Below are 16,882 nucleotides of genomic sequence, written 5' to 3' on the forward strand. Positions count from 1 at the left end.
ACTTGGAGAGGATCAGGATCTCGCCCGAGCAGCCATCCGCACTACGGCCTGGTTGATGGTTCGCACGCCAAGCTTCGCCTTGGCGTTTTCCTGATGGAAGGTCACGGTGCGTTTCGAGACACCGAGAATCTGGCTGATATCCCAGGCCGACTTGCCGCACGCCGCCCATTTCAGGCACTCGAACTCCCGCCGGGTGAGCGTTATGCCATCTACCACGCAATCTTCGGCGAGCCTGCGCCGGGCATGGATATGAACGTTGATCGCAACCAGTTGCATTGCTTTTTCGTAGCGCGTCAGCGACCTCAGAAATGGCGGATGCGCCTCGTTGGAGGCGAAGGTCAGTGCGGCGAACCGGCCGCGATGATCATGCATCGACATGGTCAGTCCGCCGCGAATGCCGAACTCAGCTGCTTTTTCCAGGACTTCCTGCTGAGAGGTCGGCAAATAACGGTGATCGCGGTCCACACCCCAGTCGAAGGTATCCCAGCCCCGCAGTCCCCGCAGGATCACGGGATCCACGCTGTGGTAGCGCTGTTGCAGGTAATGTGATGTCCATGATGATGGATAATTCGAGATCAATCGCGGCCTGTCGCCGGAAGCGGATGGGTAGGTGAAATAAGCGAAGAGCGGAAAGTCGAACCCGGCTGCGGCGGACGCCATTGCCTCATGGAGATCGACGGCATCGACGCTTGCAGAGAGTTGCTCGACCAAGGTTTCAAATACGCGATGCATCTGCGCTTAGCGTACCTCGCGGAGGTTGCTGGAAGCCGACGGAGACGTGGTTCTAAATGATGGCCTGTCCCTGCAGGGCATACGACGCGCCGCCGTCATCACCGCAATTGCTGTGCTGCTTCCGATTGGAGAGAGCTCCGCCCACCTGACCAACTACCGATGGGTGATATTGCGACGTTATCGATGAGCCGCGTGTCGCCAAGCCAAGCCGCAGCAAGCAAGCGTGCCGGTCGGTCAAGGCTTGCTAACGATTGCAGGTCTGTTTCTCCGCGCAGCTCCAGGTATTCGAGCTCGCGATAGCCGGCAGCCAGAATTGCTGCACGCGCTTCATCAAGCGTAGGCAGGATGGGGGAGCCGCGTGCAAGCCGCTCGGCCGTATCGAGCAGGACCGATGCTAGTTTTGGGGCAATGGCGCGTTGGGCTGGGGAGAGCCGCACGTTACGCGACGATAGCGCAAGACCATCGGCTTCGCGGACTGTCGGACAGGGCACAATAGTGATCGGAATGTCGAGATCCCGGACCAAGCGCCTGACAAGCTGAAGTTGCTGAAAATCCTTTTCGCCAAAAAAGGCGAAGTCAGCGCCGGCCTGCAGGAAGAGCTTGGCCACGACCGTCGCCACGCCATTGAAATGGCCGGGCCGGAATGCGCCGCAAAGGCATTCGCTGATGCCGGACACTGAAACGGCCGTGGCGAAGCCCACCTGGTACATTTCCTCTGTGTCCGGCACATAGAGCAGATGCGTGCCCAGCAGAGCGAGCTTGGCAGCATCGTCGCTTTCCGTCCGAGGGTAGGCAATCAGGTCGGCGGGGCTGTTGAACTGCTTGGGGTTTACGAACAGCGTCACGATCACCCGCTCGGCCCTTTCGAGCGCCTTCCGCACGAGGCTCAGATGCCCGTCGTGCAAGGCTCCCATGGTCGGCACAATACCGATCGTGGCACCCGAGCGACGCCATTGCGCAACGACGCCGCGCAGCTCGCTCACGGTTCGAGCGATCGGCACGCTCATGTGAAGTCACCGGCCTTCAAGGCGTTGACATAGAGATGTTCGACCGCCGGAAAGTGCCGGTTCCGCACATCGGTGGCGTAAGCGGCGATTGCCGCCTCAGCCTGCTCACCGAGCTCGGCATAGCGTTTGACGAACTTCGGCCGAAATGAGGTGAAGAGCCCGAGCATATCGTGGCTCACCAGAATCTGGCCGTCGCAAGCTGGCGAGGCACCGATGCCGATTGTGGGTATGTCGATATCGGCGGTTATCTGCCGTGCAAGCTGCTCCGGTATCTTTTCCAGCACCAAGGAGAAGGCGCCCGCTTCGGTTACCGCCCTGGCGTCGCGCCTGATCCGCTCTGCATCGGCTCCCCGGCCCTGCACACGATAGCCTCCAAACGTGTTTACCGCCTGCGGCGTCAGGCCCACATGGGCCATGACAGGTACGCCGCGCGCGGTAAGGAAGCGGATGGTTTCCGAGATGGTCTCGCCGCCCTCGATCTTTACCGCTGAACAACCGGTCTCACCCATCACGCGCGCAGCGTTGCCGAAAGCGTGCTCTGGGCTTTCCTCGTAGGAACCGAAGGGCAGGTCGACGACCATCAGCGCGTGTTCAAGGCCGCGGCGAACGGCCTGTCCGTGCATGATCATCATGTCGAGCGTGACCCCCAGCGTCGACGACAGGCCGTGCAGCACCATGCCGACGCTGTCGCCGACAAGAACGATGTCGCAGTGGCGATCGAGCAGCCTCGCGACCGGCGTGGTGTAGGCCGTCAAGCATACAAGTGGCGTCTGGCCTTTTCGCGATCGAATATCTGGAGGAGTCATCCCTTTTATCTCACCAGCCGCGCTCAACCGAGGCCCCTTCCCTTACGTTACCAACAGCGGGTGTCGCGTTTGGCATATTTTTGTGCGACTGCGAAGAGCTAAAAACAGCGCTTGAGTACTCTGGTGTTGACGTGCTGGCTTCCAAGGTTACATTCAATCGATTAAGGCGCTCCGTTGGGCCAACCCGCTTTCGCAAACATGGATCCTCAGACAAGAAGAACCAAGAAAGGCAAAGCCGCCGTCAAAGCTGACGAAGCCAAAGTGGACCTGACTGCCGTCGTGGTCGCCGTAAACGACAGTGAGCCCTGTGTCCTCACAGTCGGTCATGCGGACACCCTCCCTTCTGGACCTTTTGCCCTTGAGCATCGATCACTGCAGTCGGGTTTGAGGGGGTGGGTGGAGCAGCAGACCGGCCATGCACTTGGATACATCGAGCAACTCTACACCTTCGCCGATCGCGATCGCATCGGCACTGAGCGCCACCAGCGCGTCATCTCAATCAGCTATCTCGCATTGACCAGGAAGGAACAGGCAACGAACTCGGCCGCGTGCGGCTGGCAAAGTTGGTACGAATATTTTCCCTGGGAGGACCACCGCTTCGGCACGCCGCCTGTGCTGCTCGATAGATTGCGGCCCCGCCTGATTGAGTGGGCCGGCGGCGCCAGCGAGCCGACCACTCAACGCGAGCGCCGGCAGCGCGCTGCGATAGCCTTCGGCTTCGACGACCGCCATTGGAACGAGGAACTCACGCTCCAACGCTACGAGTTGCTCTATGAAGCTGGTCTGATTGAGGAGGCCGGTGGCGGCAGGGACGCGATTGCGGCCGCGGCTGGCAAACCAATGGTCGCTGACCACCGTCGTATTCTGGCAACCGGGATCGCGCGGCTGCGTTCGAAGATCAAATACCGGCCGGTCGTGTTCGAGCTTATGCGGCCTTCCTTCACGCTGCTGCAACTGCAGCGAACCGTGGAAGCTTTGGCTGGCAGGCTGATCAACAAGCCGAACTTCCGGAGATTGGTCGAGCAGCAGGAACTTGTTGAGGAGACCGGGGAGACCTCCCTCGACACGGGCGGCCGACCGGCGAAGCTTTATCGCTTCCGGCATGCCGTCCTCGACGACAGGGCTATCGCCGGGACAAAATTACCGCTGGCGCGGGCTTGACATACTTATAGTCAAGGTAGATATATTCCCTTATTGTCAAACCGAATATAATCGAGGCGCCAATGACTGGGGCGTTACCTATGGCTGCGTCCCTGTATGAGCGTGTCCGGCGGGTGATCCCACCCGTTGAATGGCTCGCGTTCGCCGGCGATATTGAAGCCATCTTAGCGCTGAAGCGTGAGCGCAATGCGGTGGTGCTGGCGCACAATTACCAGACGCCCGAAATTTTTCATTGCGTGGCAGACATCGTCGGCGACAGCCTGGCGTTGGCCCACAAGGCGGTGACGGTCGACGCCGACATCATCGTGGTTGCCGGCGTTCATTTCATGGCCGAGACGGCAAAACTGCTCAATCCGAACAAGACCGTGCTCATCCCGGATCTCCGCGCCGGCTGCTCGCTGGCCGAATCGATCACGGCAAACGACGTGCGGCTAATGCGGCTGCGGTATCCGGGGGTCCCCGTTGTTACTTACGTCAACACTTCCGCCGCCGTAAAAGCGGAGTCCGACATCTGCTGCACGTCCGGCAACGCCAAGGCGGTGGTGGAATCGCTTGGCGTGGCGCGTGTGCTGATGCTCCCGGACGAATATCTGGCGAGGAACGTGGCAGCCGATACAGACGTCGAGATCATCGCCTGGAAAGGCCATTGCGAGGTGCATGAGCGCTTCACCGCAGCAGACATCCGGGAACTGCGCGATGCCCATCCAGGCGTCATCGTGCTGGCCCATCCAGAATGCCCACCAGACGTTGTCGCGGAGGCGGAGTTCTCCGGCTCGACCGCGGCGATGTCGGATTATGTCGAGCGTGAGAAACCGACGCGTGTCGTCCTTCTGACCGAATGTTCGATGAGCGACAACGTCGCGGTCGCGCATCCCGACGTCGAGTTCGTTCGCCCATGCAATCTGTGCCCGCACATGAAGCGCATCAACCTGGCCAACATTCGCGCCGCACTCGAGCAGAACCGGCATGAGGTCCGGATTGATCCCGAAATTGCCGGCCCCGCCCGCCGCGCGGTCGAGCGCATGCTTTCCCTATGAGTCTGGAGGTTCGCGACATCGCCGGGGCGCCGGTCGTCATCGGCGGCGGCATTGCCGGCCTGATGACGGCGCTTCATCTGGCGCCGGAACCGGTCGTGCTTTTGACCAACGCGCCGCTTGGAACCGGAGCCTGCAGTGAACTTGCCCAGGGCGGTCTTGCGGCAAGTCTCGGGGGCGACGACGGCCCAGATTTTCACCTTTGCGACACGATAGCTGCCGGCGACGGACTCTGCGATGAGGCCACGGTGCGGCGAGTGGTACGAGCTGCACCCGAAGCGATTAGGACGATCCAAAGGTTCGGCGTCGACTTCGACCAGCACCCTGACCGCGCGTTGCGACTTGGGCTCGAGGCGGCACACTCGCGACGGCGAATTGTGCATGCAGCCGGCGACGCCACCGGTCGCGAGTTGGTGCGCGCGCTCGTCGCCGCGGTTCGGCGTACAGCCTCGATCACCATTATCGAAAATGTGGAGGTCCGCCGGCTGGTCGTGCAGGACGGGTCGGTCATCGCCGTGGTCGCAGCAGGACGAGCCGGCGCGCTCGCTCTGCCCACGCGTCGCGCGGTGCTGGCGACCGGCGGCGTCGGCGGGCTGTTTTGCGACACGACAAACCCCGCTGGCTCATGGGGTCACGGGCTGGCGCTCGCCGCATGGGCGGGGGCGGAACTCGCCGACTTGGAATTCATACAGTTCCATCCAACTGCGCTCGACGGTCCGCGCCGGCCGATGCCGCTGGTGAGCGAAGCCGTGCGTGGCGAAGGCGCGGTGCTCATCGATGAGCGAGGAGAGCGCTTCCTCGCCGACACACCTGGCGGTGAACTTGCGCCTCGCGACGTCGTAGCGCGCGCCATTTGGCACCAGCTTGCCGTTGGACGCCGCGTATTCCTGGACGCACGGCAAAGTCTCGGCCCGAGATTTGGCAAGCGTTTTCCAGGCATCGCCGAATTGTGCCGGAGCGCAGGAATCGACCCCGCGACCGACCTGATCCCGGTGCGCCCGGCGGCACATTATCACATGGGCGGCGTCGCCGTAGACAGCGCCGGCCGCAGCTCCATCGAGGGATTGTGGGCCTGCGGTGAGGTGGCCTGTACCGGCCTGCACGGCGCCAACCGCCTGGCCAGCAACTCGCTCACCGAAGCGGCGGTCACCGCGAGCTGGGTTGCCGAAAGCGTTGCCGGCACGTCGTATACCCGGCGACCGCGCAGATGCTCCACATTCGTCCCTCCACGACCAGACGCTTCCGTGGTCCGCCCGATTGTCTCCGCCGCCCTGGGTATCATCCGCGACGGCGAGGCAATGCGCGAAGCGGTGGCGACCCTGCTGCCGATCGCAGCCAATAGTGTCGCTGCCTCTGGTCCGGCTTTGGTCTCACTGATGATCGCCGCGGCGGCCCTGAGGCGGGAAGAGAGTCGAGGCGCGCACTGTCGGTCCGATTTCCCGCTCCACGATGCCAACGTGCGCCCATCACGGCTGACACTGCACAGCGCAATGCGGGCCGCGGCCGCACTCGATTGCCGGGCTACCATACGGAGCACTTGATATGACTTCATTCTCCCCCCTCCCCGCGACCCTGATCGAACCGATTGTGCGCGTTGCGCTCCTCGAAGACCTGGGCAGATCCGGCGACCTGACCACCGATGCGGTTATCCCGTATGATTGCACTGCCACGTTGGTGCTCAAAGCGAGGCAGGCGGGCGTCGTTGCCGGGCTCGATCTGGTCTCGTATGCCTTCCTTCTCGTGGAACCGGCGATCAACATCCAGATCTGGCGCCCTGATGGCAGCGAGGTTGGGGCCGGGGAAACCATTGCAAGATTGTCCGGACCCGCACGAGGCCTGCTCACGGCCGAACGCACGGCCCTCAATTTCTTATGCCGGCTGAGCGGCATTGCCACTGCCACAGCGGCCATGGTTGAGGCCGTGCGCGGTCACAAGGCGAGGATTGTATCGACGCGAAAGACGACGCCCGGGCTGCGGGCATTGGAGAAATACGCCGTGCGCGTCGGCGGCGGTGCCAATCACCGGTTCGGCCTCGATGACGGCGTGCTCATAAAGGACAACCACATCGCGATCGCCGGCGATATCCGCACAGCAATAGAGCGGGCGCGCGCCGCAGCAGGGCATATGGTGAAGGTCGAGGTCGAGGTCGACACGCTGAAGCAGCTCGATGCAGCGCTCGCGATTGGTGTTGACGCGGTGCTGCTCGACAATATGTCGGTCGAGGATCTTGCCCGCGCGGTTTCTATAGTGGATGGCCGTACGATCACCGAGGCGTCCGGTCGGGTGATGCCGAAAACGGCGGCGGCGATTGCGGCGACCGGTGTCGATCTCATCTCCATGGGTTGGCTGACGCACAGCGCCCCGATCCTCGACATCGGCCTGGACATGCCGGACCACCAGAACATCTGCAAGCACTTGAACTGAGGATTACGGCGTGAGGAGCAACATCAGCTCGGCAGGCGTAGGAGGTGCTGGAAAGACGTGCCGCAGCTCGCCTTTAGCGAGTGCGCCCCAAAGCCAAGAAGGCGTACCGGACTAGCAAACAAAGGTTTGACGATGACGATTGGAATGAACTCGGAGTTCGACGTGAACCAGACCATGCAATCGGTCGATGGAACGCCTCCGCGATGGAACCGCAAAGAGGCCGAGGCCATCTACGGCATGCCATTCAACGATCTGCTGTTCCTAGCTCAGACGATCCACCGCCAGAACTTCGATCGAAACCGAGTGCAGCTGTCGCGGCTCCTTAGCATCAAGACCGGCGGGTGCCCCGAAGATTGCGGCTATTGCAGCCAGTCTGCGCATTACGAAACCGGTGTGAAGGCGTCGAAGCTGGTGGACGTCAAGCATGTCATCGACGAAGCGGCCATGGCGCGTGATGGCGGCGCAACGCGCTATTGCATGGGCGCGGCGTGGCGAAGTCCCAAGGAGCGCGACATGGAGGTTGTGGTCGCCATGATTGAGGGCGTCAAGGCCCTCGGCATGGAGACCTGCATGACGCTCGGCATGCTCGATCTTGAGCAAGCTGCTCGCCTGAAGCAGGCCGGTCTCGACTACTATAACCACAACATCGATACCTCTGAGCGCTACTATGGCGAGGTTATTTCAACCAGGACTTTTGCCGACCGGCTGGAAACGCTTGGGCACGTGCGCGCGGTTGGGATGAAAGTCTGCTGCGGCGGCATTGTCGGGATGGGAGAAGAAAAGACCGATCGCATCGACATGCTGGTCACGCTCGCGAACCTGCCCGAGCCGCCGGAAAGCGTGCCGATCAACATGCTTATTCCCATCGAAGGCACGCCGCTTGCCGCGGCCGACGCCATCGATCCGATCGATTTCGTCCGCATCGTTGCGCTCGCGCGGGTGATGATGCCGAAATCCTATGTAAGGCTGTCCGCCGGCAGGACGGCGATGAGCGACGAAACGCAGGCGCTGTGCTTCTTTGCCGGGGCCAATTCGATCTTTGTCGGCGACACGCTGCTGACGGCGGGAAATCCCGGCGAGGACAAGGATACCCTTCTGTTCCGGCGCCTCGGCATTGAGCCTATGGAACTCGCCACGCAATGAAGGAGGCAATTCTTGCCCGCTATGACGCAACCTTGCGGGGACTGGGGCGCAAGGACCGGTTGCGGACGCTCGCACCGCGCGCCGGGCTCGACTTCTCGTCGAACGACTATATCGGACTTGCCGCCTCCAAAAGACTGGGCGATGCGGTTTCGACGGCGATTGCGCGGGGCACGCCAGTGGGCGCCACCGGATCGCGGCTGTTGCGCGGCAATGCACCGGAACATGAGCAACTGGAGGCGGACGCAGCGGCATTTTTCGGAGCCGAGCGTGCACTGTTCTTCGGCAGCGGCTATATCGCCAACTTCGCTCTGCTGACGGCCCTGCCGCAGAAAGGCGACCTGCTGGTCCTCGACGAGCTCGCTCATGCCAGCATGCATGAGGGTGCCCAGGCCGGGCGCGCTGAGTTCAAGCTGGCCGCGCACAACGACGTCGACGCTGTCGAGGACGCAATCACCCGCTGGCGCGCCGAAGGCGGCATGGGGCGGGTGTGGATCGCCTTCGAAAGCCTTTACAGCATGGATGGCGACCGTGCGCCGATGGAGAGCCTGGTCGCGCTGGCTGATCGGTACCAGGCATTCATCGTCGTCGATGAAGCGCATGCCACCGGCGTCTGGGGACCGGACGGCCGGGGACTGGCCGCCGCGTATGAAGGCCGCGACAACATCGTCACGCTCCACACATGCGGCAAGGCGCTTGGCGCATCCGGCGCGCTCGTTACCGGACCGCGAACACTGTGCGACTATCTTATCAACCGGTGCCGGCCATTCATCTATGCGACCGCACCATCGCCGCTGATGGCAGTCGCGGCACGTGAGGCGCTGACTATTCTGTCTGACGAGCCTATGCGTCGTGCTCAGTTGCACGAGCGTGTCGCTTTCGCGAGCCGGCAATTGGCCGAACGCTGCGGCGTGATGCCCAGCGGTTCGCAGATCCAGCCGCTTGTGATCGGCGATAACAGCCGCACCATGGCGGTGGCGGCAGGACTGCAGGCACGCGGCTTCGACATACGCGGCATTCGCCCGCCGACAGTGCCTGAGGGTACGTCGCGCCTGCGCATTTCGCTGACTCTCAACGTCGACGAAGCCGACATTTCCGCCATGGTCGAGGCTCTCGTCGGAGTGTTGGCCACAGCATGACCAAACGCATCGTCGTCACCGGAACAGACACTGGAATTGGCAAGACAGTGTTTTCGGCCGGACTTGCCGGGCTGCTCGACGGCTTCTACTGGAAGCCGGTGCAATCGGGCCTCAACGAGGAGACCGACAGCGAGGTCGTCGCCCGGCTTTCCGGCTTGCCCGACGGACGCGTGCTGCCCGAAGTCTATCGACTGACGATGCCGCTGTCGCCGCATCGATCAGCCGAAATCGACGGCGTCGCGATCGAGGCCGACGATCTTTCATTTCCGGTCCTGCCGACACCGCTCGTCATCGAAGGCGCCGGCGGGCTGATGGTGCCGCTCAATCGACAGACAAGGTTCATTGACATATTCGAACAATGGCGGCTGCCGGTCATACTGTGCGCCCGCACCGCGCTTGGCACCATCAATCATACGCTGTTGTCGATCGAGGCCCTGAGAGCCCGCTCCATCCCGCTCATCGGCATTGCCTTCATTGGCGAAGAGGTGGCCGATACACAAAGGACAATCGTGGAATTCGGCGGCGTGCCGCAGCTGGGCAGGCTGCCGCACCTCGGTCCGCTGACGGGTGAAACGTTGAGAGATGCAATGATTTCCGGCTTCGACCTGGCCATGATTGCCGGAGGCGACTGATGGCGGAGTCTCGAGTCTGGCATCCGTTCACGCAGCACGCGCTAGAGCCCTCGGTCCCTGAAATCGTGCTGACTGAAGGCGCCTATCTCCACAAGGCCGACGGCTTCCGCATCCTCGATGCGATTTCTTCCTGGTGGGTCGTCACCCATGGCCATCGCCACCCCCGCATCATGAAGGCCATCGAGACGACCGCGTCGAGCCTCGACCAGATCATCTTCGCGGGCTTCACCCACGAGCCGGCCGAACGGCTGGCCGAGGCGCTTATCGGCATCGCACCCGCCGGCCTCGACCGGGTGTTCTATTCCGACAGTGGCTCCACCTCAGTCGAAGTCGCGCTGAAGATGGCGCTCGGCTATTTCCGCAACATCGGCGCGCCGCGTTCGCGCATCGCCGTCATGGAGCACAGCTATCATGGCGACACGATCGGGGCGATGAGCGTCGGCGCCCGCGGCGTCTTCAACGCCGCCTATGATCCTTTGCTGTTCGAGGTCGACGCCATCCCCTTCCCGGCCGCCGGGCGCGAGCAGGAAACGCTGGATCGGTTCGAGGCCGTTAGCCGCGACCGGCGCGCAGCCGCGCTGATCGTCGAGCCGCTGGTGCTTGGCGCCGGCGGCATGCTGATGTATCCGGCCTGGGTTCTTGCCGAATTGAAGAGGATCGCCGAAGCCTCCGGCACGCTGCTGATCGCCGATGAAGTGATGACCGGCTGGGGGCGCACCGGAACCATGTTTGCCTGCGAACAGGCGTCCGTCTCGCCCGACATCTTGTGCACCTCGAAAGGTCTGACCGGTGGTACCATCCCGCTGGCCGCCACGATCGCCACCGATGCCATCTTCCACGCTCACTTTTCGGAGGATCGCAAGAAGACGTTTTTCCATTCGAGCTCCTACACCGCCAATCCGATCGCCTGCGCGGCAGCACTTGCCAATGTCGAGATCTGGCGTGACGAGCCGGTGGCCGAGCGGATCGCGGTCTTGAGCGCGAGGCAGGCCGCCGGGCTGCAACGCTTCCGGGTCAATCCATATTTCACCGACTGCCGGACAACCGGCACCATCGCGGCACTCGACCTACGCACCGGCTCAGCCGGTTATCTGGCCGAGATCGGGCCAAAACTGCGCGCTTTTTTCCTTGAGCGGGGGCTACTTGTGCGCCCGCTCGGCAATGTCCTCTATCTTCTACCGCCCTATTGCATCACCAGCGACGAATTGGGCGGGCTCTATGACGCGATAGAGGAGGCCGGCGAACGCTTCGGCTCGCGGCCATGAACCTATCGTCGCGCGTTCTCGGCTTCGGCCATCATGCGCCGGCGCGCAAGGTCGAGAACCCGGAAATCGAAGACCGGCTCGGGCTTGAGCCCGGCTGGATCGAGCGGCGCACCGGAATTCGCTCGCGCTTCTGGGCAACAGACGAAGACACGCTGTCGGGCCTTGCCGCCTCTGCCGGCGACATGGCGCTGACCAATGCCGGTATCGACCGCGGCGACGTCGGTCTACTCTTGCTCGCCACGTCGACGCCCGATCACCTTCTGCCGCCAAGCGCGCCGCTGGTCGCACATCGGCTGGGGCTAGGCCGCGCCGGAGCGATCGACCTGACCGGCGCCTGCGCCGGCTTCATCTATGCGCTGATGTTCGCCGACGGGTTCACCCGCCTGCACGGCAAAGCGAGCCTTGTCATCGCCGCCAACATCCTCAGCCACCGCATCAATTTGGCCGAGCGCGCCAGCGCCGTGCTGTTTGCCGATGCCGCCGGCGCCATGGTGATCAGTCCTTGCGATGACCCGGATCGAGGCATTCTCGGCGCTTCGGTGGATTCCGACGGCTCGCGCTACGGGCTAATCCAGATTCCCGCCGGGGGAAGCAACACTCCGTTCCATGCCGACCTCGACCTCGCGCAGACACGGATGACGATCACTGACGGCCGTGAAGTATTCAGCAAGGCCGTGGAGATGATGACCGCCTGCTCGAGAGATGCGCTCACTGCTGCCCGACTGAGGCCGCAAGACCTCGATCGTTTCGTGCCGCATCAGGCCAATGCGCGCATTTTCGACGCGGTCGGCAGGAACCTCGGCATCGCTGATCACTCGATCGTCAAGACGATCGCCGAATATGGCAACTCTTCCGCCGCGACGATCCCGCTCTCATTGTCGCTGGCCCATCGGGCGCAGCCGTTTCGGCCTGGCGAGAAAGTCCTCTTGGCGGCAGCGGGTGCGGGTCTCAGCGGCGGCGCGCTTGTGGTGGGAATTTAGCAAAGCAATGCTTGCGCACAGGACTGCTCATGAATGAGACTATGAGAATGGCTCAATACGTAAATAGTCGCCGGCAAGCTCCATAGAGCTGGGTTCCGTGCGGTGCTCCGCGATGTCTAAGTATCGACCCGCTTGCTCAAATCGCAGCGCTCATCGAAGGCCAGCAATACCTCATGCAGAGCGAAAATCCTCAACCGCCCGTTTCAAAGACGCTCGCCCCATTTCGAAACAAGGTGTTTCGCTCAATTTGGGCGGCCACCCAGATTTCCAGCCTCGGTTGGCTAGTGCAAACGGTCGCCATCAGTTGGCTTATGGCAACGATTTCAGCGTCCGACCTCATGGTGGCACTCGTCCAGGCCGCATCCACATTGCCGGTGTTCTTCCTCTCAGTTTTCGCCGGAGCCATTGCCGACAACTTCAGCCGCCGGTGGGTGATGTTTGCGGGACACTGCCTGATAGCATCGGCGTCGACGACGCTGATGATTTCTGTGGGTCTGGGATTTGTCAGTCCTTGGCTGATTCTCGGGTTAGGTTTCCTGGCCGGCTGCGGCTTTGCCTTGAATGATCCGGCTTGGCACGCTTCGGTCGGCGATATCCTTCACAAACGCGACATTCCGGCCGCAGTGACGCTTATGTCCGTCGGATACAACATTGTGCGCAGCGTTGGTCCGGCCTTGGGGGGCGTGATCCTGGCCGTCTTTGGGCCGCTGGCCGCTTTCGCCTTGGCTGCGGTGAGTGATCTGGCGCCCATAAGCGCGATATGGCGCACCAAATGGGAGGTCCGCTCTTCGCCTCTCCCTCGTGAGAGAATGACGACGGCAATTCATGACGGAGTGCGCTTTACTGCGATGTCTTTGGAGATCAGGGCAGCGACCGCCCGAGCCGCTCTTTTCGGATTGGCAAGCATCTCCATTCTGGCGTTGCTCCCCCTCGTCGTCCGGGATCAGTTGAAGAGTGGGCCAATTGTCTACGGTATCTTATTGGCCGGCTTCGGCATGGGTGCTTTCATCGCGGGCATGGGCAACGGCTTCTTGAGGAAGGTCACGTCTCAAAACAGGCTGGTGGCCTTCGCCTCTGTGGCTTGTGCAGTCTGTTGCCTCTCCCTTGCCCTTACATCGTCGATTCCTGTGGCGGCCATTTCGCTGGCGCTCGGCGGAGCGGGTTGGCTTATCACCTGGACGGGCATTGACGTGTCGGTGCAGTTGGCAAGCCCAAGGTGGGTTGTAGGCCGCACGCTCTCCATTTACTACGCCTTGAGCGCAGGCGGTATGGCTGCTGGCAGCTGGATCTGGGGTTCTGTCGCGCAAAACTATTCCTTGACCTTAGCATTGGAGGGCGCCGCAGGCGCTCTGTTGCTGGTTGCAGCAGCGGGGATCGTGTTGCCGGTCCGTCCCTGGGAAGAAACCGATCAAGAAAGTTCAGTTTTTCATCCGCCGGACGTGGCTCTCGATCTGAAACCCAGAAGTGGCCCTATCGTGGCCAAGGTCGAGTATTTGATATCGGAGGAAAATATCGAGGCCTTTCTGGGCTCCATGCGCACGCGGCGACACGTCCAGAGCCGTGCCGGTGCACGAAACTGGACGCTCCAGCGAAATCTGCAAACACCGTCACTTTGGACGGAGACATTCCGCACCCCCACCTGGATGGACTTTCTCCGCCTAAATCATCGACTCACCGCAGCAGATAAGGAAGTCGCCCAGCATCTCCTGTCACTGCATGAAGGAGAGGTGCCTCCGCAGACAGTGCTTTCGATTGAACGGACGACCGAGGCAATTCGTACCCGTACCTCGACAATCTTTTCTCGTCCTCCAAGATGACGCCATCAAGCTGCTGTCCAGGGACAGGGTGGATCACCGGTGCTTTGCAGAGCACAGCCTCACACCGAGAGCAGCGTGCTCCGGGTTGTGCGCTTTCGCGCGCACCCAGGCGAGATGATGGTGAACGCGGCGTCAAGTGGAAGTCCCCTGCATACGCTTGCGGAGTCTTCTGCGAGAGCCCATGCCGACGAGCGCCAAACAAGGTTTGATGCCTTTCGGCGTCGTGGCCTCAACTCATCGATTCGCGAGAAAAGCATCGAATGCAGCAGCAACGGCGCGAACAACAAAGCGGTGCTCCGGCCGCACGCGGATGAAGCCGTTTTCGACGTCCAGGATCCCCTCCTCAGCCAGCGTCACCAAACTCTCAACTGAATCGAGAAAACGAGCTGGTTCGATTTCGTGGGCGGCACAGATGGTCGGCACGTCGGCCTCCAAATCGCACATCAGTCGCTCGATGATCGCTGCGCGCACCCGGTCATCGTCGGTCAGACGGTGACCCTTTGATGTCGCCAGACGTCCACTTGCGATGTGCCGGGCGTAAGAATCCCGTGTTACTTCGTTCTGAACATACCCCTCGCGGACTCGGCCAATAGCCGACGCGCCTAAGCCGATCACGTTTTGCAAGTATCGGCCGAGTATCCCAGCGAATTACGCCGTAGGCGCGCCCGGTCTTCTGCGCTAGCGCGAGTTCGTCGTCCGGCGGAGCGAAATGATCGAGCCCGATCTCCCGGTAGCCAGCGCCAACCAGTGTCTCGGCGACAGCTGCAGCCTGTTCGGCGCGAAGATCGCCGTCCGGTAGACCTGCCTGCTCGATAGGCGCTGGTTCTTTATCACGGAAGGAATATGCGCGTATCCGAACACCGCAAGCCGGTTGGGGCGCATGGCGACCGCAGCCATCGCGGTCTGGATGCAGGACTGCACAGTCTGTTTCGGTAGACCGAAGATGAGGTCGAAGTTGATATGGCCAACGCCATGCCGGCGGAGATTTTGGACTGCAGCGGCCGTCTGCACCTTACTCTGGATCCGATTGATCGCCTTTGCACATCGGGATCAAAGCTCTGCACGCCGATGCTCGCGCGGTTGACACCGTTAGCTGCCAAGGCTTCGGCCATTTCCGGTGTGAACGTTCGGGGATCGATCTCCACGGTGATCGCAGCAGTTTTGCTGAAAGCGAAGTGGCGGCGTAGAAATTCCATCAGCGCCAAGTGCTCGGCTGGCCCGATAAGGTGAGGCGTTCCGCGCCGAAATGCACATCGCTCACCGGCAGCCCTTGCCGCACTTGCTCCGACACCAAACTGATCTCCTGACGCAGCACCGCTAAATAATTAAGGATCGGGCCGTTGCGACGGATGACCGCGGTAGGGAAGCCGCAATACCAGCACATGGATCGGCAAAACGGAATGTGGAAATAGAGCGACACCGATTCGTCGGCCGGGAGGCCCCCCAGCCATTCCTCATAATCGTCAGCACCAACTGCCGCAGAGAAGTCTGGCACAGTCGGATAGATGGTATACCAAGGCGGCCGGGGGTCCCGGTACTTTGTCAGGATTGAGGTGTGCAAGGAGCTGTCATCCCACGTCGCTGATCCATCATTCTTTCGTTGCGCGCTCGTCCTGGTCTCTGACCTAAGTCAGTGCGTCCCGCTTATGTCGCAGTCTCGTTTGGACAGGATGGGGTCAACCACGCCGGGGAGCGCGCGTGCCATGGTTGCGCCTGAGGTGATGGTGCGGTGCCGCATTCAACGTCTGAGTAGTACGTGACGCCAGTGCAGTGTGCTTGAGGCGTCTGCGGAAGAACTTTGCAATGCGAAATTCATGTCCGACGCAACGGACCTGTCAAGCCTCGTTCAGACGCCATCCAGGTCCAGCCAGCGGCCTTCCCTGCCGGCCGAAAAACCATACCGGCTTTAGCCACCGAGACGCTCTAAAGCTGACGTCGGCTCATTTGATGAAAGGAGGACGCCGCTAGGGGGTGCACAAGGTTCCCCGGCTTGACGTCGCTTCGAGCGAAGAGCGGCGGTGTGGCTTGTCGTCAAGCGCCGGGCAGCGTGCCCCCTACCGATATCCCGAAAAGATCGACCAAGATGGCCATGCCGACGCCACACGCGGTCTGGATGAGGCCGACCATGAAAATGCGATTGGCGCGTTCGTAGATGGGGCGCCGCAAGGAACTCATGTCGAGCAGCATGGACAGCGCTCTCATCTGCAGTGCGATGCCGAGCAGGATCGGCACTACGGCGAACAGATCGTAGAGTTGCCATGGCAAGGGGTTCGCGGCCCAATGAGTGAGGAAGCCGAGCGAAAAGGCAAGCAGGATACCCACGGCAGTGATTGTGCCGTTGCGGAAAATGGTCTCGATCGGTTCTTCCTTCGGATCGTGCTCGTCCAAGCGGCTTCCTTTCGTTGCTCTTTCCGTCGAGACTAAGTTCTCGAGAATGCTGTTCATCGCCAATTACTCGAGGCGAGCCGTAGGCAGCCGTTTCAGGGTGCGCTCCCTCTCGCTTCCGGCCGCGCAATGTACCTGCACGGCGAACTTACAGCGGCGAAAAGGTGCTGCGGCCACCATGCGACGCCTCGGACGCGCACGCCCTCTGTTCCTGGCGCAGCCCTTGCGGAGCGTACGCGCAGTGATCCTTCTCGGTAGCGCATGGCGCGGCCTCCGTTGCGGTCAGACGGGAAGCCGTCGCTGTTAAACGAGACTGTCACATATCGAACATGGCGAACCGTGTCGCACATTGCTTTTCGC

At 61.8% G+C, this 16,882-nt stretch carries 14 protein-coding genes and 1 pseudogene; 10 read left to right on the plus strand and 5 right to left on the minus strand.

Annotated features, from left to right (window positions below; genetic code table 11):
• Nucleotides 1-12: 12 nt before the first annotated feature.
• The 3 genes from EN851_RS16225 to panB all read right to left on the minus strand — a co-directional run bounded on the left by EN851_RS16225 (nt 13) and on the right by panB (nt 2,572).
• Entirely contained in the window at nt 13-732 is a 720-nt protein-coding gene (locus EN851_RS16225) for a LuxR family transcriptional regulator (protein ID WP_126057768.1), read from the minus strand.
• A 98-nt stretch (nt 733-830) separates the two neighbouring features.
• Nucleotides 831-1,739 carry a pantoate--beta-alanine ligase gene (gene panC / locus EN851_RS16230; protein ID WP_024505565.1) on the minus strand — a complete coding sequence of 303 codons (909 nt, stop codon included), beginning with the start codon at nt 1,737-1,739 and terminating at the stop codon, nt 831-833.
• Nucleotides 1,736-2,572 carry a 3-methyl-2-oxobutanoate hydroxymethyltransferase gene (panB, locus tag EN851_RS16235; protein WP_126063927.1) on the minus strand — a complete coding sequence of 279 codons (837 nt, stop codon included), beginning with the start codon at nt 2,570-2,572 and terminating at the stop codon, nt 1,736-1,738. The genes panC and panB overlap by 4 nt, the downstream gene beginning before the upstream one ends.
• A 171-nt stretch (nt 2,573-2,743) precedes the next feature.
• On the opposite strand from panB, the gene EN851_RS16240 reads away from it, so the two are divergent.
• The 10 genes from EN851_RS16240 (at nt 2,744) to EN851_RS16285 (ending at nt 14,137) form a co-directional block, all read left to right on the plus strand.
• Nucleotides 2,744-3,706 (plus strand): hypothetical protein, encoded by a 963-nt coding sequence (locus tag EN851_RS16240; protein WP_126063926.1) that lies wholly within the window; start codon nt 2,744-2,746, stop codon nt 3,704-3,706.
• 62 nt (nt 3,707-3,768) lie between these two features.
• On the plus strand, nt 3,769-4,743 hold the full coding sequence (gene nadA / locus EN851_RS16245) for a quinolinate synthase NadA (RefSeq protein WP_126063925.1): 975 nt from the start codon (nt 3,769-3,771) through the stop codon (nt 4,741-4,743).
• Nucleotides 4,740-6,281, plus strand: coding sequence for an L-aspartate oxidase (locus tag EN851_RS16250; protein WP_024505569.1), 1,542 nt, complete (start codon nt 4,740-4,742; stop codon nt 6,279-6,281). Before nadA ends, EN851_RS16250 begins: the two co-directional genes overlap by 4 nt.
• Before the next feature lies 1 nt (nt 6,282).
• Nucleotides 6,283-7,164, plus strand: coding sequence for a carboxylating nicotinate-nucleotide diphosphorylase (nadC, locus tag EN851_RS16255; protein ID WP_024505570.1), 882 nt, complete (start codon nt 6,283-6,285; stop codon nt 7,162-7,164).
• Between the two features lie 174 nt (nt 7,165-7,338).
• Complete coding sequence (gene bioB, locus EN851_RS16260) at nt 7,339-8,307, plus strand: biotin synthase BioB (RefSeq protein ID WP_245454882.1); 969 nt, start codon at nt 7,339-7,341, stop codon at nt 8,305-8,307.
• On the plus strand, nt 8,304-9,443 hold the full coding sequence (locus EN851_RS16265) for an 8-amino-7-oxononanoate synthase (protein ID WP_024505572.1): 1,140 nt from the start codon (nt 8,304-8,306) through the stop codon (nt 9,441-9,443). The genes bioB and EN851_RS16265 overlap by 4 nt, the downstream gene beginning before the upstream one ends.
• Nucleotides 9,440-10,075 carry a dethiobiotin synthase gene (bioD, locus tag EN851_RS16270; protein ID WP_063169254.1) on the plus strand — a complete coding sequence of 212 codons (636 nt, stop codon included), beginning with the start codon at nt 9,440-9,442 and terminating at the stop codon, nt 10,073-10,075. Before EN851_RS16265 ends, bioD begins: the two co-directional genes overlap by 4 nt.
• The gene (locus EN851_RS16275; protein ID WP_126080683.1) at nt 10,075-11,340 is read left to right on the plus strand and encodes an adenosylmethionine--8-amino-7-oxononanoate transaminase; all 1,266 of its coding nucleotides are present in this window, start codon (nt 10,075-10,077) and stop codon (nt 11,338-11,340) included. The genes bioD and EN851_RS16275 overlap by 1 nt, the downstream gene beginning before the upstream one ends.
• Entirely contained in the window at nt 11,337-12,320 is a 984-nt protein-coding gene (locus EN851_RS16280; protein ID WP_126063924.1) for a beta-ketoacyl-ACP synthase III, read from the plus strand. The genes EN851_RS16275 and EN851_RS16280 overlap by 4 nt, the downstream gene beginning before the upstream one ends.
• Nucleotides 12,321-12,493: 173 nt before the next feature.
• A complete protein-coding gene (locus tag EN851_RS16285) occupies nt 12,494-14,137 on the plus strand; it encodes an MFS transporter (protein ID WP_126063923.1) in 1,644 nt (547 codons plus the stop codon).
• Between the two features lie 234 nt (nt 14,138-14,371).
• On the opposite strand, the pseudogene hemN reads toward EN851_RS16285, so the two are convergent.
• A pseudogene (gene hemN, locus EN851_RS16290) lies at nt 14,372-15,698 on the minus strand (oxygen-independent coproporphyrinogen III oxidase).
• Between the two features lie 470 nt (nt 15,699-16,168).
• Nucleotides 16,169-16,525, minus strand: a complete 357-nt coding sequence (locus EN851_RS16295; RefSeq protein WP_024505577.1) for a hypothetical protein — start codon at nt 16,523-16,525, stop codon at nt 16,169-16,171.
• Nucleotides 16,526-16,882 lie beyond the last annotated feature (357 nt).

This window comes from Mesorhizobium sp. M8A.F.Ca.ET.208.01.1.1, assembly GCF_004791315.1.
GTDB lineage: Bacteria > Pseudomonadota > Alphaproteobacteria > Rhizobiales > Rhizobiaceae > Mesorhizobium.